Below are 20665 nucleotides of genomic sequence, written 5' to 3'. Positions count from 1 at the left end.
GATCGCGCTGCCGCCCGGTGTGCTGCTGTCCTCGGCCATCCTGGGCGCCGTGCTGACCGCCCGGAGGCGCCGTCGCCGCCGCGACCGGCTCCGCAACCGGGCCGGCCAGACCCTGGCCGCCGCGTTGGAAACACTGGTCGGCGAGTTGCGGGTGGGTGCACATCCGGTGCGTGCCTTCGCCATTGCCGCTGCGGAGTCCGATGGCGCGATCGCCGCCGCGCTGCGGGCGGTGGCCGCCCGGGCCGGCCTGGGCGCCGATGTCGGCGCCGGGCTGCGAGCGATGGCCGCCGCGACATCGGTTCCCGCGCAATGGGATCGGCTGGCCGTGTGCTGGCAACTGGCGGCCGACCACGGCCTGGCGATGGCGGCCCTGATCCGCACGGCACAGCGTGACATCGTCGAACGGCAACGGTTCGCCGCCCGAGTCGAGGCCGGTCTGGCCGGGGCGCGGGCCACCGCGGCGATCCTGGCCGGCCTGCCACTGCTGGGTGTGTTGCTCGGCGAACTCATCGGTGCGCATCCGCTTCGATTTCTGCTCGGCGCCGGGGCAGGAGGTTGGTTACTGGTCGTCGGTACGCTGCTGGTCTGCGCCGGGCTGGTGTGGTCGGACCGCATCACCGATCGGTTGGTCACGTGACCGCCGCGGCCGGGCTGCTGGCTCTCGCGCTGCTCGTCGCGCCGGGGCCACAGCGCGTGCGCCAGCGACTGGGGCTTCGGACGTTGCGGGCCAGAACATTTCGGCGCGCCGCCGCACCCGAAGATCCGATGGCGACGGCGTCGGCGCTCGATGTGTTCGCGGTGTGTCTGTCGTCCGGGATGTCGGTATCGGCAGCCGCGGCGGCGACGGCACCGTCGGCCCCGGACCGGATGTCCGCGGTGTTGCACCGCGCGGCCGATCTGCTGGCACTGGGAGCCGATCCGGACACCGCATGGTCGCCGGCCGCGGAGTCGGCCGACGGCGACCATGCGCTGGCGCGGCTCGCGCGCCGCTCGGCGTCCTCGGGGAGCGCGCTGGCCCACGCGGTGGCCGAGCTCGCCGAGCAGTCGCGCCAGGACGCCGGCCACGCCGCGGCGGCGGCAGCCGAGCGCGCGTCGGTGTTGATCGCCGGGCCGCTGGGGTTGTGCTTCCTGCCTGCCTTCATCTGCCTGGGCATCGTGCCGGTGGTGGCCGGGCTGGCCGGCGACGTGTTCAGCTCGGGGATCCTGTGAGAGAAGGGAAAGTTGTTGTTCACCAGAATGATTCGACAGATCAAAGCTCGGCTGGTGCTGGCGGCGGTCGACGATGCCGGAATGTCCACGGTCGAGTACGCGATCGGCACGATCGCCGCCGCGGCGTTCGGTGCCATCTTGTACAGCGTGGTCACCGGGGACTCGATCGTGGGGGCGTTGACCAATATCATCAATCGCGCGCTGAACACGAACGTCTGACGGGTGACGGCGGTTTTGCCACCGTCGAGGCGGCGCTGGCCCTTGCCGCTCTGGTGGTGGTCGTCGTCCTCTGCACCGGCGGGCTCACCGCGATGTCGATGCAGGTGCGCTGCATCGATGCCGCACGGGAGGCGACCCGGCTGGCGGCCCGCGGCGACGAGGCGGGAGCGGCCCTGGCAGCCCGCGGCGTCGGGCCTGCGGGCGCGACGGTCCAGCTGCGCCGCGACGGTGATTTCGTGGTCGCGACGGTCCGCGGCCGGTCGAGGTTGCTGCCCGGAGTCGTCATCGCCGCCGACGCTGTGGCGGTCGCCGAGCCCGGTCCGTGACGACACCGGTGCCGCCACGGTGCTGGCGGCGATCCTGATCGCGGCCCTGGTGGCGGTCACTCTGGGCGGCGCCCAGATCGGGAGCGCCGTCGTCGCCCGGCATCGTGCCCAGGCAGGCGCCGACATGGCCGCGCTGGCCGCGGCGATGTGGCTGCCCAGCGGTGCCGACACCGCGTGCCGGCAGGCGGCGGCGGTCAGCCGTGCGATGGGCGCGGCCCTGAGTCGATGTGACGTCGAGGNCGCGACCGGTCGGCTGCTCGGCGGCCGGGCCCATGCCGCGGCGCGGGCCGGACCCGTCGGCACCGGTTAACCGGCTCCCCCGGACAGCTTGGCCTCGGCCAGTTCTGCCTCGGTGGGCAGTCGCAGGGTGATGAGTCCGGCGAACCTGCCGTCGTCGACCTCGAGGCGGTTGACGCTGACGTGCATCGGGACCCAGCCGCTGCCCACCGCGGGCAGCCGCAGTACCCGGCTGGTGCTTCCGGTTTCGAACTCCTCGGCCATCGGGATCAACTGCCCGCGGTCATCCGGGTGGAACTGGACGCTGTGGCGCCAGTCGTAGTACGGGCACGGGTCATCCAGCCACTTCACCAGTTTCCACGTGCCGAGGTCGACGAGCGCGCGGTGTACGCCGGACTGCGACAGACCGTCGAGGATCCGTTGTGCCAGTTGGTCGGGCGGCAGAGCGCCCTCGTCGAGATCACACCGCAGGTTCATCGCGCGGGCGATGACGTGCTCGGAACCGTCCTCGACCGGCTCCAACGAGGTCCGCGCCACGAAACCCGCCCGAATGGTGTCACCGTGGCTGTCGACGAAAACCCATGTGGTGCAATATGTCCGGCCAGGGGGCTCATCGAGCGCCAACGCGAGCACCTTGGCCTCCTCGGCGTTGAAGCCGCGGGCAGGCAGATCCTCGGCGAAGGCCCGGCCGTGGGTGGGCTCCCGGGTGGGATCGATCCCGGCGTTGACCAGTGACTCCACGGTGTCGGTGGCGACACCGAGGGTGATGTCCCACTTCAGCGGTCCCGGTATCGGGCGCAGCGGTGGCTGCGCCCCGGCCGGCCCGATCCACATGTGCACACCGTGCATCCGGCCGTCGGACATCTGGACCGGCTCGGTCCGGATCACTCGATCACTCTTCGGGGTGATGCTGGCCAGGCTGTTCCCGGTCGCCACCGTCTCGGCGATCGCGGTCTGGATGGCCGCCAGATGCGGGCTGCGGCGCAGGTAGATCGCCAGTGGCATCAGGTTCTTCATCTCCCGGCCCTGGGCGACCACCAGGGGTTCGGTGCCGAGTGTCTCCACGAGCAGCCAATCGTGGGCCATGGTCGAAGTTTAGCGGCGTCACCTGGCGTTCACCTGGGCTGCCGCCTGCGAATCCGCACGTAGATCGCGACATTCGGACCGACCGAATGGCCCCGGCAGCCATTCCCTTGCGCCGGTAGTGGCCGTTGGGTATTTTTCGCTACGCCTCCAGCAGAGCGGGGCGTTTGCCGGCACGGGTCCGTGTTCGCATCGTGAGAAGTCGACCGTTCGAGGGGTCCGGTCGGCACAGCTCAGGCAGCGGTGCCGGCCAGGCGGGCCACGACCAGTCTGAGGACCTGAACTGCGCCGGCCTTGTCCAGCGGATCATTCCCGTTGCCGCACTTGGGCGACTGCACGCACGACGGGCAGCCCTGCGGGCACTCGCATGCTTCGATCGCCGCCGCCGTGGCGCCGAGCCAGGTGGCGGCCAGCCGGTAACCCCGCTCGGCGAAACCCGCACCGCCGGGATGACCGTCATACACGAAGACCGTCGGCAACCCGTCTGCGCCGACGACGGTGGACACGCCGCCGATGTCGCCGCGGTCGCAACTGGCCACCAGCGGCAGCAGGCCGATCGCGGCGTGTTCGGCGGCGTGCAGTGACCCGGGAATTCTGGTTTCTGCGATTCCGCTGTCTGCCAAGGCTTCTGGCGTGATCGTGTACATCACCGCCATGGTCGGCAGGCAGTGCTCGGGCATGTCGAGCTCGACGAAATCGATGACCTCCCCGGACAGTCGCCGGCGCAGATAGCCGATCACCCGGTGTGTCACCGACACCGGGACCAGACCCATCGTCACCGCACCGTGGTGGACCCGCTCACCCGGGCCGGTGATCGCGATGTCGGTGATCTCCCTGGCGAACGTGGAATAGCCGGGGTCCTCGGCATGAACGAACGCCACCCCGTCGGAGAAGCTCAGCGAGTCCACGACATAGCTCTCGCCCTGGTGGAGATAGACGGCCCCGGGGTGCACGGCGGCCGGTGCCTGACCCGCGCTCGCACTGCCCAGCATCCGGCCCGTGTCCGCCTCGACGATCGCGATATGGCCGCCACCCGACCCGCGGATGTCCACCGCCGGATGAGGGTCCAGTCCGGCGGCGGGAAAGTATTTGCCACCGCGCCGTCGCAGCAATCCGTCGTCGACGAGTTCGCCGGCCACCGATTCAGCCTCCCAGCGACGAACCTCCGCCTCGTCCAGCGGCAGTTCCGTTGCGGCGCACAGCAGCTGTGGACCGACGACGTAGGGGTTCGCCGGGTCGATCACCACCCGCTCGACCGGCTTGTCCAGCAGCGCCTCGGGGTGGTGCACCAGGTAGGTGTCCAACGGGTCGTCGCGGGCGATCAGCACCACCAGCGCTCCCTGCCCCCGCCGGCCCGATCGGCCGGCCTGTTGCCAAAACGACGCGACCGTTCCCGGGAAACCGGCCAGCAGCACCGCGTCCAGGCCGGCGATGTCGATGCCGAGCTCGAGGGCGTTGGTGGTGGCCAGCCCGCGAAGCTCACCGTTGGACAGCGCGCGTTCCAAGGCGCGCCGGTCCTCGGCCAGGTACCCGGCCCGGTAGGAGGCGACGGTGTCGAGCAGCTGCGGCGCGATGTCCTCGAGCCGGGCCCGCGCGGCCAGCGCGGTCAACTCCGCACCCCGCCGCGACCGGACAAACGTCAAGGTGCGCGCGCCCTCAGCAACCAGATCGGCCATCATCCGCGCCGCCTCCGCGCCCGCCGAACGACGCACCGGCGCACCGTGCTCACCCAGCAGATCGGTGCGGAGTTCGGGTTCCCACAGTGCCACCGTCCTGGCACCCTGCGGCGAACCGTCCTCGGTCACCGCCGTCACCGGGTGACCGATCAGCCCGGCGGCCGTCTCGGCGGGCGCAGCGGTGGTGGCGCTGGCGAAGATCACCGTGGGCCCCGCCGTCGAGGCCGGTGCGTAGCGCTCGCACAACCGCAGCAGCCGACGCAACACCATGGCCACGTTTGACCCGAAAATACCCCGGTAGTAATGACATTCATCGATCACGATGTAGCGCAGGCCGCGCAGGAACACCGCCCAGCGGGCGTGGTTGCGCAACAGGGACAGATGGATCATGTCCGGGTTGGAGAACACCCACCGCGAGCGTTCCCTGGCGAATTTACGCACCTCGGTAGGGGTGTCGCCGTCATAGGAGGTCGGTGCGACATCGGCCAGTGCGGCCACCGACGTGGTCAAGGAATGGGCGGCGCGTAATTGATCGTGGCCCAGCGCTTTCGTGGGCGAGACATAAAGCGCTCTGGCACGCGGATCCCGCGCCAGCGCATCCATGATGGGCAATTGAAACGCCAGCGACTTCCCGGATGCGGTGCCGGTGCTTATCACCACATGGTGGCGGTCGTGGGCGAGCTCGGCGGCGTGGACCTGATGCGACCACGGCCGGGGGATTCCGTGATCATGGAACGCGCGGAGCACATCTGGATGCGCCCAGGCCGGCCACTGGGCGCCGGCCGCCTGGCGGGCCGGCAGCTCGGCGACGTGGCGCAGTGCGGCGGGCGACGATTCGGCGCCTGCGACGGCTGCGCGTAGCAGCTCGCTGCCGAAACTCACCATTTGAAATCAGCCCTTTCGAAAAAATAGGTACAGCCCCGTATCGAATTGTTCATCAGTTAGTAGCACCGAGACTGTCGCAAGAGCCCCGGACATGATTGGATAAGGGCGGTCGCAGCTTCTGTGTTCGTGTTCCAAAACACTCGCAGGATCGACGTTGCGATCGCGGTTCCTGCGAGGGTCTGTAGGTCGGGTGAGTTCCGACGACTCCACGAAGGATGGCGGTCGGAACGGGCCCGGTTTGCCGAAAACTCGGTCGACCGCTCCCGGTTGGAAGAGAAGGAAAGTACGAAAGATGCCACAGGGAACTGTGAAGTGGTTCAACGCCGAGAAGGGTTTCGGGTTCATCGCGCCCGAGGACGGCTCTGCCGACGTGTTCGTCCACTACACGGAAATTCAGGGGTCGGGCTTCCGCACCCTTGAGGAGAACCAACGGGTCGAGTTCGAGGTCGGTCAGAGCCCCAAGGGACCGCAGGCCACAGGCGTGCGCGCAGTCTGATCAACAGCGACATCAGGAAACACCCCCGAGCGTCCCGGTGACGGGCATCGGGGGTGCTTTCGTTTGTGGCCGTCCCGCACGGGACTCGCCACGCCCGCCCGCAGCCGCACGGCTGCGGGTCACCGACTGCCTTACTGTCGAATCGTGAGCCAGCTGTCCTTCTTCTCGGCTGAGTCGGTGCCCCCCGCGGTCGCCGACCTCACCGGGCTGCTCGCGGCGGCCGGACAGGTGGTGACCGTCGGTGTCGGGGCGCGACTGTCGGTCGTGGTCGACGAGCTGTGGCGGGCGCGGGCGCTGGCCGAGATGATCACCGAGGCGGGTTTGGACGCCGAGATCACCCGCACTGACGAGGACAACCCCCTGGTGCGCACCGCCGTGGACGTCCGGCTGGTGGGGATCGCCACCGACTGGACCAGGGGAGCGGTCAAGACGGTACCGCCGCAGTGGCTGCCCGGCGCCCGCGAATTGCGGGCCTGGACGCTGGCCGCCGGCGTGCCGGACGCCGACCGATATCTGCTCGGACTGGACCCACACGCCCCGGACACCCATTCACCGCTGGCATCGGCATTGATGCGAGTGGGCATCGCACCGACTCTGATCGGCACCCGAGGTGCCCGTCCGGCATTACGAATAAGTGGTCGCCGACGGCTATCGCGCCTGGTAGAAACGGTCGGGGAACCGCCCGATCTGATCGAGGCGTTGTCAGCGTGGCCCCGGATCTGAGAGATTTCGTTGCGGGGGTCGGTTTGCGTTGACTCCTCCGGAGTGCGAAATTGTCAGGTGCCTGCGGGTCGGGGGTGCCTGTGGGCAAGACAGAAGTGGAGCGTAAGCGCAGTTGGCTGACGAGGGAAACCGCCGAAAGGGCGGTGACGGCCGAGGCAACGGCAACGTCCGGCGGCTCGTCATAGTCGAGTCGCCGACCAAAGCGCGCAAAATCGCGGGTTACCTGGGCTCCAACTACATCGTCGAGTCATCCCGCGGCCACATCCGTGACCTGCCGCGCAACGCCGCCGACGTGCCCGCCAAGTACAAATCCGAGCCCTGGGCCCGCCTCGGCGTCAACGTCGAGCACAACTTCGAGCCGCTCTACATCATCAGCCCCGACAAGAAGAGCACGGTCACCGAACTCAAAGGCCTGCTCAAGGACGTCGACGAGCTCTACCTGGCCACAGACGGCGACCGCGAGGGCGAGGCCATCGCCTGGCACCTGCTGGAAACGCTCAAACCCCGCATCCCGGTCAAGCGGATGGTCTTCCACGAGATCACCGAGCCTGCCATCCGCGCGGCGGCTGACAATCCCCGCGACCTGGACAACGACCTGGTCGACGCGCAGGAGACCCGGCGCATCCTGGACCGCCTCTACGGCTACGAGGTCAGCCCCGTGCTGTGGAAGAAGGTCGCGCCGAAGCTGTCGGCAGGCCGGGTGCAGTCCGTGGCGACCCGGATCATCGTGCAGCGCGAGCGCGACCGGATGGCGTTCCGCAGCGCGTCCTACTGGGATGTGATCGCCGAGCTCGACGCGAGCGTCTCAGACCCGAATGCCGCCCCGCCGCGGTTCACCGCGCGCCTGGTCAACGTCGACAGCAAGCGAGTGGCCACCGGCCGGGACTTCGACTCACTCGGTACGCTCCGCAAGCCCGACGAGGTCGTGGTGCTCGACGAGGCCGCGGCGAGCTCGCTGGCCACCGGTCTGCAGGCGTCCAGCCTGACCGTCGGCTCGGTCGAGGAGAAGCCCTACACCCGCAGGCCCTATCCGCCGTTCATGACCTCCACGCTGCAGCAGGAGGCAGGCCGCAAACTGCGGTTCTCCTCCGAGCGCACGATGAGCATCGCCCAGCGGCTGTACGAAAACGGCTACATCACCTATATGCGTACCGACTCCACGACGCTGTCGGAGTCAGCGATCAACGCCGCGCGCAATCAGGCCCGTCAGCTTTACGGCGACGAGTATGTGCACCCCTCGCCGCGGCAGTACACCCGCAAGGTCAAGAACGCGCAGGAGGCGCACGAGGCCATCCGGCCCGCCGGTGACACCTTCGCCACCCCCGGAGCGCTGCACCGCGAACTCGACAACGACGAGTTCCGGCTCTACGAGCTGATCTGGCAGCGCACCGTGGCGTCACAGATGGCCGACGCCCGTGGCACCACGCTGAGCCTGCGCATCAACGGAACCTCGGCCGACGGCCGGGCGGTGACGTTCAGCGCGAGCGGCCGCACCATCACGTTCCCCGGCTTCCTCAAGGCCTACGTCGAGACCGTCGACGAACTGGCCGGCGGGGAGGCCGATGACGCCGAGAGCCGGCTGCCGCAGCTTCGGCAGGGCCAGCGAGTGGACGCCACTCGGCTGACCGCCGACGGCCACACCACCAACCCGCCGGCCCGCTACACCGAGGCCTCGCTGATCAAGGCGCTCGAAGATCTCGGAATCGGCCGCCCGTCAACGTATTCGTCGATCATCAAGACCATCCAGGACCGCGGCTACGTGCACAAGAAGGGCAGCGCGCTGGTGCCGTCGTGGGTGGCCTTCGCGGTGACCGGCCTGCTCGAACAACACTTCGGGCGGCTGGTGGACTACGACTTCACCGCTGCCATGGAGGACGAACTCGACGAGATCGCCACCGGCCAGGAGCGGCGCACCAACTGGTTGACCAACTTCTATTTCGGCGGCGAGCACGGCGTGGCGGACTCGATCGCCCGTGCCGGCGGTCTCAAGAAGCTGGTCGGCGTCAACCTCGAAGGTATTGACGCCCGAGAAGTCAACTCCATCAAGCTCTTTGACGACGAAGAAGGCCGCCCGATCGTGGTTCGGGTGGGCAAGAACGGCCCGTACCTGGAGCGGATGATCACCGGCGAAGACGGTGAACCCAAACCGCAGCGGGCCAACCTGAGTGACGAGATCACCCCCGACGAGCTGACCCTGGAGTTGGCCGAAACCCTTTTTGCGACACCGCAGGAGGGCCGGGTGCTCGGCGTGGACCCGGAGACCGGTCACGAGATCGTGGCCAAGGACGGCCGCTACGGCCCGTACGTCACCGAGGTGCTGCCGCCCCCGCCGGAAGAGGACGGCGGCGTCGGCGCCAAGAAGGGCAAGAAGCCGACTGGCCCGAAGCCGCGAACCGGCTCACTGCTGCGGTCGATGGATCTGCAGACCGTGACTCTCGAGGACGCGCTCAAACTGATCTCGCTGCCGCGGGTGGTCGGCGTGGATCCGGCCAACGGTGAGGAGATCACCGCGCAGAACGGCCGGTACGGACCGTATCTGAAGCGCGGCACCGACTCTCGCTCGCTGGCCACCGAGGACCAGATCTTCGACATCACCCTCGAAGAGGCGCTCAAGATCTATGCCGAGCCCAAACGTCGTGGCCGCCAAGGCGCTTCGGCTCCGCCGCTGCGTGAGCTGGGTGTCGATCAGGCGTCCGGCAAGCCGATGGTGATCAAGGACGGCCGCTTCGGTCCGTACGTCACCGACGGCGAGACCAACGCCAGCCTCCGCAAGGGTGACGACGTCCTGAGCATCACCGACGAGCGGGCTTCGGAGCTGCTCGCCGACCGGCGGGCCCGTGGCCCGGTGAAGCGCGCGGCCAAGAAGACGACCCGCAAGGCGCCGGCCAAGAAGGCTGCGAAGAAGGCCTAACCGCGGTTGCCGGTGGCGATCTCGCCGGCATCGCTGGGCAGCACGAGGTTTACCGGCCGGGCCAGCTGGGTCGGCGCTCGCCGGCCGCGCAGCTCGACGATCTCGCCGACGTTCCAGCACAGCGCCTCGGCGTCCAAGGCTCCGCTGACCGCGATCGCCGAGGCCAGCACGTGCCCGCCCTCGAGCTTGGCCAGCTCGGTCAACCGGGCGGCCTCGTTCACCGGGTCGCCGATCACGGTGTATTCGAACCGGGCCTGCGCGCCGATGTGCCCGGCGATCGCCCGGCCGGCCGAGACCCCGATGCCGAACTCGGTCTGGCCCAGCACCGACACCAGCTCGTCGTGCAGTTCCCGGGAGGCCGCCAGCGCCGCGCCGGAAGCGTCCGGATGCTCGATCGGTGCGCCGAAGATGCACAGCGCCGCGTCGCCCTGGAACTTGTTGACGAAACCGCCGTGCTTCTTCACGGTCTCGACCACCACGCGGAAGAACTCGTTGAGCATGCTCACGACCTCGCTGGGGGGCCGGGAGGCGGCCAGCTGCGTCGACCCGACCAGGTCGACGAACAGCACCGCCACGTCTCGCTCCTGGCCGCCGAGCTCGGTGCCCCGCTCCAGGGCCCGCCGGGCGACGTCCTCACCGACGTAGCGGCCGAACAGGTCCCGCAGCCGCTGCCGTTCGCTCAGATCGCGCACCATGTCGTTGAAGCCGGCCTGCAGCAGGCCGAGCTCGCTCGCGTCGTAGATCTGCATGTGGGCGTTGTAGTTGCCGCGCTGTACTTCTCCGAGCGCCCAGCGCAGCTGGCGGAGCGGGTCGGCGATCGACATGGCGGCCAGCACATTGCCGGCCATCCCGACTACCAGCGCGGCCACGGCCATCAGCAGGATCGGGGTGAACAGAGCGTCGGCGGAGGCGGCAAGCAGGGAGAACTTGCTGGCCACGACCGACAGCACGATGGCCAGCAGCGGCACGCCGGTGGACAGCAGCCAGGTCAGCACCAGCCGCTGGATCACCCCGGGGCGGTGGAACTTCTCCGGCACCCCGCCGCGCAGCGCGGCGACCGCGACCGGCCGCAGCACCCGCTCGGACTGCAGGTAGCCGATGATCGTGGTGGCGGTGGCGCCCAGCAGCGTGGCCACCGCCAGTACGGGTGCCGCGTGACTGGCCACCGGCCAGCTGGCGGCGATGAACACCGCCGCCCCCAGTACCCAGTTCGTCATGCTGATGACCGAGCGGTAGACCGGCATCCGCAGAGCCCGCAGCCGGGCCTGCTCGGTGGCGGCCGGGTCGTCTTCGGCCAACAACGCGTCGCGGCGTTGCCAGCGGAACACCGGGACGAGCAGCTTGAGGCTGACGAAGGCGCCGACGCCGAACGAGATGAACAGGTAGCTCAAGAAGATGACCAGGTTCACCGTCGGCAGGTCCTGGAGCATGACCCGGTCCGACGGCGGGAGCCCGAACCGGAGAAAGCCCAGCACCAGCAGTGCGCCGATGATGTCGGCCTGCAGCATGCCCAGGGAAAACACCGGCCACGGCGTGCGCGCCACCCACCGGACGAATCCATTGATTCGCCCCGGGCTGAACGGCGCGGTGCTCACCTGCCCACCGTATCGGTACAGGGTGACCGATCTGCACCTTCTCGGGCCCGGTGGGCAGCGGTTGTGTCGTTGCTGAGCACTAGTGTTGGACCCGATGTCCGGAGTTTTCACGCGGTTGGTCGGCCAAAGTGCCGTGGAAGCGGAGCTCGTGGGTGCCGCACGCGCGGCCCGAGGTGATTCCGCTCACGATGTGGTCAGCACCGGCACCATGACACATGCCTGGCTGATCACCGGTCCGCCGGGTTCGGGGCGCTCGGTGGCCGCGCAGTGCTTCGCCGCCGCCCTGCAGTGCACCGCCGACGGCACACCGGGGTGCGGCCAGTGCCGGGCCTGCGCCACCACGATGGCCGGCACACACGGCGACGTCCGCCGCATCGTTCCCGAGGGCCTGTCCATCGGTGTCGACGAGATGCGCACCATCGTGCAGATCGCGTCCCGCCGGCCGAGCACCGGCCGTTGGCAGATCGTCGTGATCGAGGACGCCGACCGGCTCACCGAAGGCGCGGCCAATGCGCTGCTCAAGGTCGTGGAGGAACCGCCGCCGTCGACGGTGTTCCTGCTGTGTGCACCCTCGGTCGACCCTGAGGACATCGCGATCACCCTGCGGTCCCGGTGCCGGCATGTGGCCCTGGTGACGCCGCCGACCGCGGCGATCGCGCAGGTGCTGATCGACAACGACGGCCTGTCCGCGCAGGAGGCGCACTGGGCGGCCTCGGTCAGCGGCGGGCACGTCGGCCGGGCCCGGCGGCTGGCCACCGATCCCGACGCCCGCGACCGCCGCACGCGGGCCCTCGGACTGGCCCGGGACGCGGCCACCCCGTCGCGGGCCTACGCTGCCGCCGAAGAGCTGGTGGCCACCGCCGAGGCGGAGGCGAAGGCGCTCAACGTCGGCCGCGACGAGGCCGAGACCGAGGAACTGCGCACCGCGCTGGGCGCCGGCGGCACCGGTAAGGGCACCGCGGGTGCGCTGCGCGGGGCGACCGGCGCGATCAAGGACCTGGAGCGCAGGCAGAAATCCCGCCAGACCCGAGCCTCGCGCGACGCCCTGGACCGGGCGCTGATCGACCTGGCGACATATTTCCGCGATGCGCTGCTGGTGGCCAACGGTGCGGGCACGGTGGCGCCGAACCATCCCGACATGGCCGAAAAGGTGGCGGCGCTGGCCGCGCATGCCTCCCCGGAGCGTCTGCTGCGCTGCATCGAGGCGGTGCTCGAGTGCCGCGAGGCGCTGGCGACCAACGTCAAGCCCAAATTCGCCGTCGATGCGCTGGTGGCGACCGTGGGTCAGGCACTGCGATCGGACCTGTAGACTCACTGCTCGGCCCTCGGCGGAAGCCGGCGCGGCCGCGCCACCTTAGCTCAGTCGGTAGAGCGATTCACTCGTAATGAATAGGTCAGGAGTTCGATTCTCCTAGGTGGCTCCGCTACGCCAGTACCTCGGCGGCGATGGTGCGGGCCGAGGCCGCAGCCGGGAAGCCGGCATATCCGCTCGCGTGATAGATCACCTCGGCGAGTTCGTCGTCGGACAGCCCGTTGTGCCGGGCGATCTGGAAATGCGCCTTCATCTCGTCGGTGGCCCGCAGGGCGATCAGGATTCCCAGCGTCACCAGGCTCCGGTCGCGGCGGGACAGGCCCTCCCGCGTCCACAGCCTGCCGAACACGCTCTCGACGCCGATCTCCATCAGCTCCGGCGCGAAGCCGCCGAATTCGACGTCACCGTCGGGCAGGGTGCCGGGCAGCATTTCCCGGAAGACGCGGAGGCCCTCCGCACGTAAGTTAGACATGCAAACTACTTTGGCACACCCGCGGACGCGGCGGGTGCCAGATAGCCGACCGGGCCCGAGGCCAGGCACAACGACAGGGCGGCGGTGGTCGGTCGCACCGTGATCGCGTCGCCGGCCCCGGACAGCCGCACGAAGACCCGGTTCAGCCCCGGATGCACCGCCACCTTGGTCTGCGGCCCTTCGGTCAGCGACATCAGCATCGAGCCCTCGCTGTTGGCCAGGTAGTTGATCTCGGCCGTCCACTCCGCCGGCAGCATCGGCCCGTCCAGCGGCATCCGCACCGCGGCGTCAGGTTGGGCGAAATAGCCGCATCCCGCGACGGGGCCGACGACGATGGTGCGCACCCAGGTGACGTTGGCGTCCAGCAACCGGCCACTCATGTCGAGCATGCGCAATTGTGTTGTATACGAGGTGAATTCGGGCCTGTCGCGGATCAGCGCGAACATGTGGCTGGCCAGGTTCTCCGGGTAGGCGACCCGCTGCAGCACCAGCGGATCGACCTCCTGGTCGAGCAGCGGAGCCGTCGAGGACGCCCGCGCTTGGGCCAGCCCGCGGATCGCGTTCTGCAGGTAGGGCTGTGTCGGGTTGTCCCGCCAGCTGGTCAGGAATGTCGACGTCGAGAACAGACTGCTCGCCGCGAACGCCACCGCCGCCAGCGTGAGGCCCGCCGCCCGCGGGCGGGAAGCGGCCAACCAACCGGAGGCCGCCCGGTTGGGTGCACACAATCCCACCGCGGCCAGCAGCGCCAGCACGATCACCAGGTCGGGGAAGTACCGCAGGGTCTGCGCCAACTCCAGCGCGGTGAATTTCGACGAGCGAAGCAGATAGATCGGGATCTGGCAGGCCACCGCATAGCCCACCGCCACCAGCCAGACCAGCCCGATCCGCTGTTTGCGCACCAGTGAGGCCACCAACACCACGGCCAGTGCCAGCCAGCCCAGCACCATCACCGACATCGGCGGTACCGCCCACGGCGACGCCGGAGCCCACCGCTGCCACTGCCAGGGACCGCCGACCAACCCGGGCACGATCCCGTGCGTCACCGAGCGGCGCAACAGATCCCACGTCATCGCCAGATCCGCACTCCACCGCCGGTGGTCGACGACCAGCAGATAGACCGCCACCCACGCCGCCGTCAGCGCCAGGGTGGCCACCCACAACCGCGCCCCGCGCCGCCAGACCGTGCGCAGCGCGCCGGCATCGCCGCGGACGTAGCTCAGCAGCGCAGCCACCGCGAACGCCACGAAAGGTATGACGGCGGACTTCTCGAAGAACAGCAGCCCGCCGAGATACACCAACACGCCCGTGACCGCATACCGCCGATTCCCGGTGCGCACCAACAAGATTGCATCAGCGCACACCCAGGCCATGGCGGCCAGCATCGGCAGCGAATTCAGAGCCGCTGCCCACCAGGCGAATCCGGGCACCCCAAGCGGGGTGAAGAGCGCAAAACACAACGGGATCAACAAGACCGGGCGCCAGCCGAGAATGACATGCAGCGCCCGCAGCAGCGACAGTGACACCAGCAGCTGCAAGACCACCAGGCTGACCGCCGGCCAGGCCCACACCAGCGGGGCCAGCCGGGTGATGATGCCGGCCACCAAGAAAGCGCCCGGCATCACGTGCCCGTCGTGGTCGTCGAACAGGTACGACGCGGACAGCAGGTTCTGGGTGCCGGCCCGGCCCACCAGGATCAGATCGTCCCAGTAGAAGTAACCGCCGAAGGCCAGCACTGCGCGGACCACCAATTGGATCGCGATGAGGACGACCGCCGCCGCCGCGACCGGTGGCGTGCGCGCCACCCAGGTCGGAGCTGCCATCGGCTCGACTGTACTCACCTGGCGGTAGGGTGACCGGCATGCAGGTACTGGTCACCGGGGCGGCCGGCTTCATCGGATCGACACTGGTCGATCGTCTGCTCGCCGACGGGCACACCGTCGTCGGGATCGATGACCTCAGCCGCGGCCGGATGACGAACCTGACCAAGGCCGGCGCCACCGGCCGCTTCGAGTTCGTCGAGGCCGACATCGCCAGCGCGGACCTGATCGGCCTGTTCGAGAAGCACAAGCCGGAAGTCGTCCACCACCTGGCCGCCCAGATCGACGTGCGACGGTCGGTCGAGGAACCCGAATTCGACGCCGAGATCAACATCATCGGCACCGTCCGGCTGGCCGAGGCGGCTCGGCGGGTCGGGGTCCGCAAGATCGTCCACACCTCCTCGGGCGGGTCGATCTACGGGGTTCCGACCAACTACCCGACCAACGAGTCCACCCCGGTCGACCCGGCGTCGCCGTATGCGGCCAGCAAGGTCGCGGGGGAGATCTACCTCAACACCTTCCGCCACCTTTACGGCATGGACTGCTCGTTCATCGCGCCGGCCAACGTCTACGGGCCGCGGCAGGATCCACACGGCGAGGCCGGTGTGGTGGCGATCTTCGCCAACGCGATGCTGGCGGGCAAGCCGACCCGGGTCTACGGCGACGGATCCAACACCCGTGACTACGTCTTCGTCGACGACGTCGTCGACGCGTTCGTCCGGGCCTCCGGAGCCGGCGGCTGCGGGCAGCGGTTCAACATCGGCACCGGGGTCGAGACCAGCGACCGCCAATTGCACACCGTGGTCGCCAAGGTGGTGGGTGCGCCCGACGATCCGGAGTTCGCGCCGGCGCGACTCGGCGATGTCAAGCGGTCGTGCCTGGACGTCCGCAAGGCCGAGATGGCGCTGGGCTGGCATCCGCAGGTGCGTCTGGAAGAAGGCATCCGCCGCACCGTCGACTACTTCCGGGACTAGCTAGCGCTCCGGAACCCGCGCCCCCTCCAGCGCGACCGCGCGCGCCAGCCGGGCGTACTTCAGCTCGAGCTCCTTGAACCGCAGATACGTGCTCATCGTGGTGAACACGAACGCGATGATCAGCGCATAGGTGATTAAATCCGCGCCGCGTCGTACCCCCAGCCAATTGGCCAGCACGGTGGTGTCGTCGGGCCGCAGGATCGCGTAGACCGCGGCGATCACGAACACCACGTAGCCGACCTTGACCCACGCTTTGGCCTTGGCGTTGGTGCGCGAGCCCAGCAGGTACACCAGCAGCGCGATCACCGCGGCGATCAGCAGGACTTGAATCCAGTTCATCGGCGCATCCTTCCTCGCAGGAACCCGTCGAAGACGATGTTCACCCCGTTCAGCAGCGGCTGGCCCTTCGACATCGAGTACTCGGTGTAGAGAATCTCGACGGGCTCTTCGGCTACCCGCCAATGGTTTTCGGCGATCAGCGTGATGAATTCGCCGGCATGGCTCATCCCGTTCATCGTGAGGTTGAGGTTGTCGGCCACGGTTTTGTTGAACACCCGCAGACCGTTGTGCGCGTCGGTCAGATGCAGCCGGTGACTGCTCGGGCTCAGCCACGCCGCCGTGCGCAGGATCAGCCGTTTCAGCGGCGGGGTCTGGCTGACGGTGCCGCCGGCGAACCGGCTGCCGATGACGATGTCGACGTCGCCGTTGGCCAGCCGGTCGATCATCGCCAGCACGTCTTTGACCCGGTGCTGCCCGTCGGCGTCGAACGTGACGAACACCGCGGCGCCGGGCTGGCTGCGGGCGTACTCCACCCCGGTCTGGATCGCCGCGCCCTGACCCAGATTCACCGGGTGGCGCACCACGTGGGCGCCGGCGCGCAGTGCGACGTCGGCGGTGTCGTCCCGGCTGCCGTCATCGACGCAGACCACATGGTCGAAGACTTGGCGGAGGTCGGCGATGACGTCACCGATGACCTTCGCTTCGTTGAACGCCGGCACGATGATCCAGGCGTCGGGGTAGGCCGTGTCGATGTCCACAACGTACACGCCGCGCGCCGCCGCTTCAGTGCCCGGCGCGGGCCAGGGCCGCCAGGTGGACGGCGATGCCGACCAGCGGCCCGCACAGCAGCGCCACCACGGTGCGGTCGGTCAGGCTCCACGGCAGTGTCAGCAGCACCGTGGAGGCGACCGTGGCCCCGACCCAGCCGATCGAGTAGGCCCGGTGCAGGGCGGCGGCCACCGTCGCCGCGCCCGTCACCGTCAGCAGCGCGATCGCCACCGCACCCGCGGTCAGCCAGGCCAGCAGGGCGCCACCGGGCCCGTATTCGTCGCCGAACGCCACCCGGATCAGCCAGGGACCCACGAGTCCGGCGGCCAGCACACCGACCGCGCCGAGACCGAGGACCACCGCGGCCGGGGCCAGCAGTGCACGTAGCCGGTGGCCGCGGTGGTCGACGAAGTGGGCGATCAGGTTGCCCTGCATCGCGGTCAGTGGCACCAGCAGCGGCGCCCGGGTCAACGTCACCGCCAGGATCACCACACCGCCTGCCGCGCCCAGGTCTCCGCCCGACGTGGCCTTGAGCAACACCGGGAAGCCCATCACGAGGATTGCGCTGGCGCCCGCGGCGGCGATCGAGTGGCCCGCCCCGCGCAGGAAGCCCGCGGTGGTTCCCGGTGTGCGCAACCGGGCCGCGATGCGGGCGCCCGGGGACACCGCCAACAGCAGCAGCCAGCCCACGGCGCCGGCGACCGTCGCCCACAGGAAGCCGTCCAGCCCCCACCCCACCACGAATGCTGCGGCGGCGATCAGCACCCGCATCACGGCATCGGTGACCATCAGCACCCCGTAGCCGCCCCAGCGGCCGGTGCCGGCGAGCAGACCCAGCAGCGTGGCGTGGATGCAGAACCCGGCCATGCCCACGCAGAGCAGGATCACCGACAGCGGCCGGGATTCGCTGAACACGTGAGGTGCCCACAACGGTGACGTGGCCGCCATGGCGAGCGCGGCGACCACGCCCACGCCCGTCGCCACCCGCACCGGTTGGGTGTGCGGCCCGTCGCCGACCGGCACCTGCACACTGGTGCGGACTTCCCGGGTGGCCTCCTGCAACAGCCCGTAGGCCGCCCCGTTGACCAACCCGAACGCACCCCAGAACACGCCGAAGACCGAGAAACCCGCGGGGTTCAGCGCCCGCGCCGCAAGGTAGAGGACGGCGTACCCGCAGACCGCCGAGATCGCGGTCGCCACGCCGACCCGGGCCACGCTGCCGCGGGTGATCGCCCCGGCCCCGCCGATCTTGTCGGCGCCGGTGGCGCTCAGCGCCTCGAACGAGGCACCCGCGTCGGTCACAACCGTGGCACCGCGGTCGAGTACAGCCAGGCATTCCACAGCGGTCGCAGCGACACCTCGGCGTAATTGGCCGCCAGCCCGGTGAAGTCGTCGGTGACCACGGTGCTGTGCTTGTGTCGTTGGGTCCAATCCCGCAGCAGCGCAAAGAACTTGTCGTCGCCGATGGTGCCGCGCAGCACGTGCAGGGTCAGCGCGCCGCGCTTGTAGACCCGGTCGTCGAACATGTCCCGGGGCCCCGGATCGGCCAGCAGCAGATTCTGCGGTGAATCGGCCAGTTTGGCGTGATAGTGGCGGGCCCAGCGGTCCGCGGATTGTCCGCCGGAGTTCTCCGACCACAACCATTCGGCGTAGCAGGCGAATCCCTCGTGCAGCCAGATGTCGCGCCAGCGGCGCGCTGTGACGCTGTTGCCGAACCACTGGTGGGCCAGTTCGTGGGCGATCAACCGCTCGGAACCGCGACGGCCGTCGCAGTGGTTGGCGCCGAAGATCGAGATGCCTTGCGCTTCCAGAGGTATCTCGAGATCGTCATCGGTCACCACGACGGTGTAGCCGTTGCTCAGCGGGTAGGGGCCGAACAGTTTGACGAACAGTTTCATCATCTGCGGCTGACGCTCGAAGTCGTGGGCGAAGTTGGTGCGCAGGCGATCCGGCAGCACCGCCTGCATCGGGACCTGGGCCTTGGGCAGCTTGTTGGCGCCGTACATGCCGATCTGCAGGGTCACCAGATAGGTCGACGTCGGCTCCGGCTGCTCATAGGTCCACACCGTGTGCGCCGCGCGGACCCGCCGCGACACCAGTTCGCCGTTGGCCAGCGCGCGATACGGGCTGTCGGTGCTGATCTGGATGCGGTAGCTGGCCTTGGCGCTGGGATGGTCGTCGCAGGGAAACCACGACGCCGCCCCGTTCGGCTGCCCGGCGACCAGCGCGCCGTTCGACAGTTCTTCGAAACCGACTTCGCCCCAGTAGCTTCGGATCGGCCGGGGTGACCCGCCATAGCGCACGCTGACCGACATCGCCGCCCCGGCGGGCAGCGGTGCGGCCAGCGTGATGTGCAGCTTGCCGCCGGAGGTCCCGAAATGCGACGGGCGGCGACCGTTGACCGTCACCTTGGTCACCGTGAGCGCGTCGGACAGATCCAGGGTGAACGTCTGCAGCGACGCCAGCGTGGCGGCGGTGATCGTGGCGGTGCCGGTCAGCCGGTTGATCGCGACCTTGTACTCCAGGTCCAGCTCGTAGCGCGACACCCGATAGCCGAAGTTGCCGTTGCGCGGCAGGTACGGGTCGATGACCGGTGGGCCGCCTTTCTTGGCGGCCTTCTTGGCGGGTCGTTTCACGCGGCGCTGCCCTGGGGTTTGCGGGTGGTGTTTTCCTCGCGCGACTTCTTACGTGAAAGCACCCATGGCGCAATGGGATTGCCCTGCCAACGGGTCGAAGGCGGCACTTCGTCGCCGCGCATCACCAGTGACGCCGGCCCGACTGTGGCGCCGGCGCCGATTCGGGCGGCGGGCAAGGCCACACAGTGCGGACCCAGCGTCGCGCCCTCGTCGAGCACGACGGTGTCCATCCGCATGATCCGATCGTGGAACAAGTGCGTCTGCACCACACAGCCGCGGTTGACGGTGCTGGCGCGCGCCAACGTCACCAGGTCCGCCTCGGGCAGCCAGTACGTCTCGCACCACACGCCGCGGCCGATGCGCGCCCCGAGTCCGCGCAGCCACAGGTTCATCACCGGGGTGCCGCTGGCCGCACGGGCGAACCACGGCCCCGCCACCGTCTCGACGAAAGTGTCCGAGACCTCGTTGCGCCACACGAATGACGACCACAGTGGTTGCTCACCGGACCGGATCCGGCCCACCACAAGCCATTTGGCGGCAACCGCGATACCGCCGGCGACAGCGCCCGCGGCCAGCAGCACCACCCCGCCACCGAGGGCGGCCCAGCCGTAGCCGAACCGCGCCGCCAGCGCCTGCAGCGCGGCCAGCACCGCGACGCCGATGCCGAAGGTGACCATCACCGGGATCAGCCGGCAGGTTTCGACGGCGGCGCGCATGATCTTCAGCCGCATCGGCGGGTCATAGGTCAACGAGGCGTCGGCTTGATCGGCGTGGCGGCGCAACCGGATCGGCGGGCTGCCCAGCCACGACGATCCGGCCTTGGCCTTGTGCGGTGCCGCCGAGAGGACAGCGACCAGGCCGTCGTCGGGCACCCGGCGGCCGGGCTGGGTGATGCCCGAGTTGCCCAGGAACGCGCGCTTGCCGACGGTGGCCTTGGCCACGTGGATCCAGCCGCCGCCGAGCTCGTAGGAGGCGACCATGGTGTCGTCGGCCAGGAATGCGCCGTCTTCGACGACGGTGAACTTGGGGGTCAGCAGTGCCGTGGAG

The 20665-nt window shown here is 69.2% G+C and carries 19 protein-coding genes, 1 tRNA gene and 1 pseudogene; 11 read left to right on the top strand and 10 right to left on the bottom strand.

Annotation, left to right across the window (positions count from 1 at the left end; translation table 11 throughout):
• The 5 genes from MSZK_RS02330 to MSZK_RS32785 form a co-directional block, all read left to right on the top strand.
• The coding region (locus MSZK_RS02330) for a type II secretion system F family protein (protein ID WP_199203157.1) at positions 1-637 on the top strand (637 nt) is incomplete at its 5' end.
• Positions 634-1209 carry a type II secretion system F family protein gene (locus MSZK_RS02325; RefSeq protein ID WP_099244428.1) on the top strand — a complete coding sequence of 192 codons (576 nt, stop codon included), beginning with the start codon at positions 634-636 and terminating at the stop codon, positions 1207-1209. The genes MSZK_RS02330 and MSZK_RS02325, both read left to right, overlap by 4 nt.
• 27 nt (positions 1210-1236) lie before the next feature.
• Positions 1237-1428 carry a DUF4244 domain-containing protein gene (locus tag MSZK_RS02320; RefSeq protein WP_099244426.1) on the top strand — a complete coding sequence of 64 codons (192 nt, stop codon included), beginning with the start codon at positions 1237-1239 and terminating at the stop codon, positions 1426-1428.
• Positions 1425-1754 (top strand): TadE family type IV pilus minor pilin, encoded by a 330-nt coding sequence (locus MSZK_RS32790; RefSeq protein WP_099244491.1) that lies wholly within the window; start codon positions 1425-1427, stop codon positions 1752-1754. Before MSZK_RS02320 ends, MSZK_RS32790 begins: the two co-directional genes overlap by 4 nt.
• Before the next feature lie 19 nt (positions 1755-1773).
• Positions 1774-2064: an Rv3654c family TadE-like protein gene (locus tag MSZK_RS32785; RefSeq protein ID WP_233211080.1), complete on the top strand. Its 291-nt coding sequence runs from the start codon at positions 1774-1776 to the stop codon at positions 2062-2064.
• Here the strand turns inward: MSZK_RS32785 and MSZK_RS02305 are convergent.
• Together MSZK_RS02305 and MSZK_RS02300 are read right to left on the bottom strand one after the other, a co-directional pair.
• A complete protein-coding gene (locus tag MSZK_RS02305) occupies positions 2061-3077 on the bottom strand; it encodes a PAS domain-containing protein (RefSeq protein WP_099244424.1) in 1017 nt (338 codons plus the stop codon). The genes MSZK_RS32785 and MSZK_RS02305 overlap by 4 nt on opposite strands.
• A gap of 230 nt (positions 3078-3307) precedes the next feature.
• Positions 3308-5635, bottom strand: coding sequence for a DEAD/DEAH box helicase (locus MSZK_RS02300; protein WP_099244422.1), 2328 nt, complete (start codon positions 5633-5635; stop codon positions 3308-3310).
• Positions 5636-5927: 292 nt separating this feature from the next.
• Between MSZK_RS02300 and MSZK_RS02295 the strand changes: the two genes are divergently transcribed.
• The 3 genes from MSZK_RS02295 to topA all read left to right on the top strand — a co-directional run bounded on the left by MSZK_RS02295 (position 5928) and on the right by topA (position 9765).
• Positions 5928-6131: a cold-shock protein gene (locus tag MSZK_RS02295; RefSeq protein WP_005138711.1), complete on the top strand. Its 204-nt coding sequence runs from the start codon at positions 5928-5930 to the stop codon at positions 6129-6131.
• A 144-nt stretch (positions 6132-6275) separates the two neighbouring features.
• Positions 6276-6854, top strand: coding sequence for a hypothetical protein (locus MSZK_RS02290; protein ID WP_099244420.1), 579 nt, complete (start codon positions 6276-6278; stop codon positions 6852-6854).
• Between the two features lie 112 nt (positions 6855-6966).
• Positions 6967-9765 carry a type I DNA topoisomerase gene (topA, locus tag MSZK_RS02285; protein ID WP_099244418.1) on the top strand — a complete coding sequence of 933 codons (2799 nt, stop codon included), beginning with the start codon at positions 6967-6969 and terminating at the stop codon, positions 9763-9765.
• On the opposite strand, the gene MSZK_RS02280 is transcribed toward topA, so the two are convergent.
• Positions 9762-11381: an adenylate/guanylate cyclase domain-containing protein gene (locus MSZK_RS02280; protein ID WP_199203162.1), complete on the bottom strand. Its 1620-nt coding sequence runs from the start codon at positions 11379-11381 to the stop codon at positions 9762-9764. The two genes, topA and MSZK_RS02280, sit on opposite strands and share 4 nt — an antisense overlap.
• 73 nt (positions 11382-11454) lie before the next feature.
• On the opposite strand from MSZK_RS02280, the gene MSZK_RS02275 reads away from it, so the two are divergent.
• The gene (locus MSZK_RS02275) at positions 11455-12669 is read left to right on the top strand and encodes a DNA polymerase III subunit delta' (protein ID WP_099244486.1); all 1215 of its coding nucleotides are present in this window, start codon (positions 11455-11457) and stop codon (positions 12667-12669) included.
• 39 nt (positions 12670-12708) lie between these two features.
• A tRNA-Thr gene (locus MSZK_RS02270) sits at positions 12709-12781 on the top strand.
• Between the two features lie 3 nt (positions 12782-12784).
• Here the strand turns inward: MSZK_RS02270 and MSZK_RS02265 are convergent.
• Positions 12785-13144: a carboxymuconolactone decarboxylase family protein gene (locus MSZK_RS02265; RefSeq protein WP_099244414.1), complete on the bottom strand. Its 360-nt coding sequence runs from the start codon at positions 13142-13144 to the stop codon at positions 12785-12787.
• A gap of 5 nt (positions 13145-13149) precedes the next feature.
• Positions 13150-14964, bottom strand: a complete 1815-nt coding sequence (locus MSZK_RS02260) for a hypothetical protein (protein WP_099244412.1) — start codon at positions 14962-14964, stop codon at positions 13150-13152.
• A gap of 38 nt (positions 14965-15002) precedes the next feature.
• On the opposite strand from MSZK_RS02260, the gene MSZK_RS02255 reads away from it, so the two are divergent.
• On the top strand, positions 15003-15935 hold the full coding sequence (locus MSZK_RS02255; RefSeq protein ID WP_099244484.1) for an NAD-dependent epimerase/dehydratase family protein: 933 nt from the start codon (positions 15003-15005) through the stop codon (positions 15933-15935).
• Here MSZK_RS02255 and MSZK_RS02250 read toward each other — a convergent pair whose 3' ends face one another.
• The 5 genes and pseudogenes from MSZK_RS02250 to MSZK_RS02230 form a co-directional block, all read right to left on the bottom strand.
• Complete coding sequence (locus MSZK_RS02250) at positions 15936-16274, bottom strand: DUF2304 domain-containing protein (protein WP_099244410.1); 339 nt, start codon at positions 16272-16274, stop codon at positions 15936-15938.
• On the bottom strand, positions 16271-16972 hold the full coding sequence (locus MSZK_RS02245) for a glycosyltransferase family 2 protein (RefSeq protein WP_099244408.1): 702 nt from the start codon (positions 16970-16972) through the stop codon (positions 16271-16273). Before MSZK_RS02245 ends, MSZK_RS02250 begins: the two co-directional genes overlap by 4 nt.
• Before the next feature lie 25 nt (positions 16973-16997).
• On the bottom strand, positions 16998-18284 hold the full coding sequence (locus tag MSZK_RS02240) for a lipopolysaccharide biosynthesis protein (RefSeq protein WP_371411273.1): 1287 nt from the start codon (positions 18282-18284) through the stop codon (positions 16998-17000).
• Positions 18281-19618 carry a M1 family metallopeptidase gene (locus tag MSZK_RS02235; RefSeq protein WP_099244406.1) on the bottom strand — a complete coding sequence of 446 codons (1338 nt, stop codon included), beginning with the start codon at positions 19616-19618 and terminating at the stop codon, positions 18281-18283. The genes MSZK_RS02240 and MSZK_RS02235 overlap by 4 nt, the downstream gene beginning before the upstream one ends.
• Positions 19615-20665 (bottom strand): annotated as a pseudogene (locus tag MSZK_RS02230) (amino acid adenylation protein); the annotation flags it as partial. The pseudogene MSZK_RS02230 and the gene MSZK_RS02235, both read right to left, overlap by 4 nt.

This window comes from Mycobacterium sp. shizuoka-1 (genome assembly GCF_002723835.1).
Lineage (GTDB): Bacteria > Actinomycetota > Actinomycetes > Mycobacteriales > Mycobacteriaceae > Mycobacterium.
The sequence above is the reverse complement of the archived record's forward strand: the minus strand, read 5'-3'. Positions and strand labels throughout refer to the sequence as shown.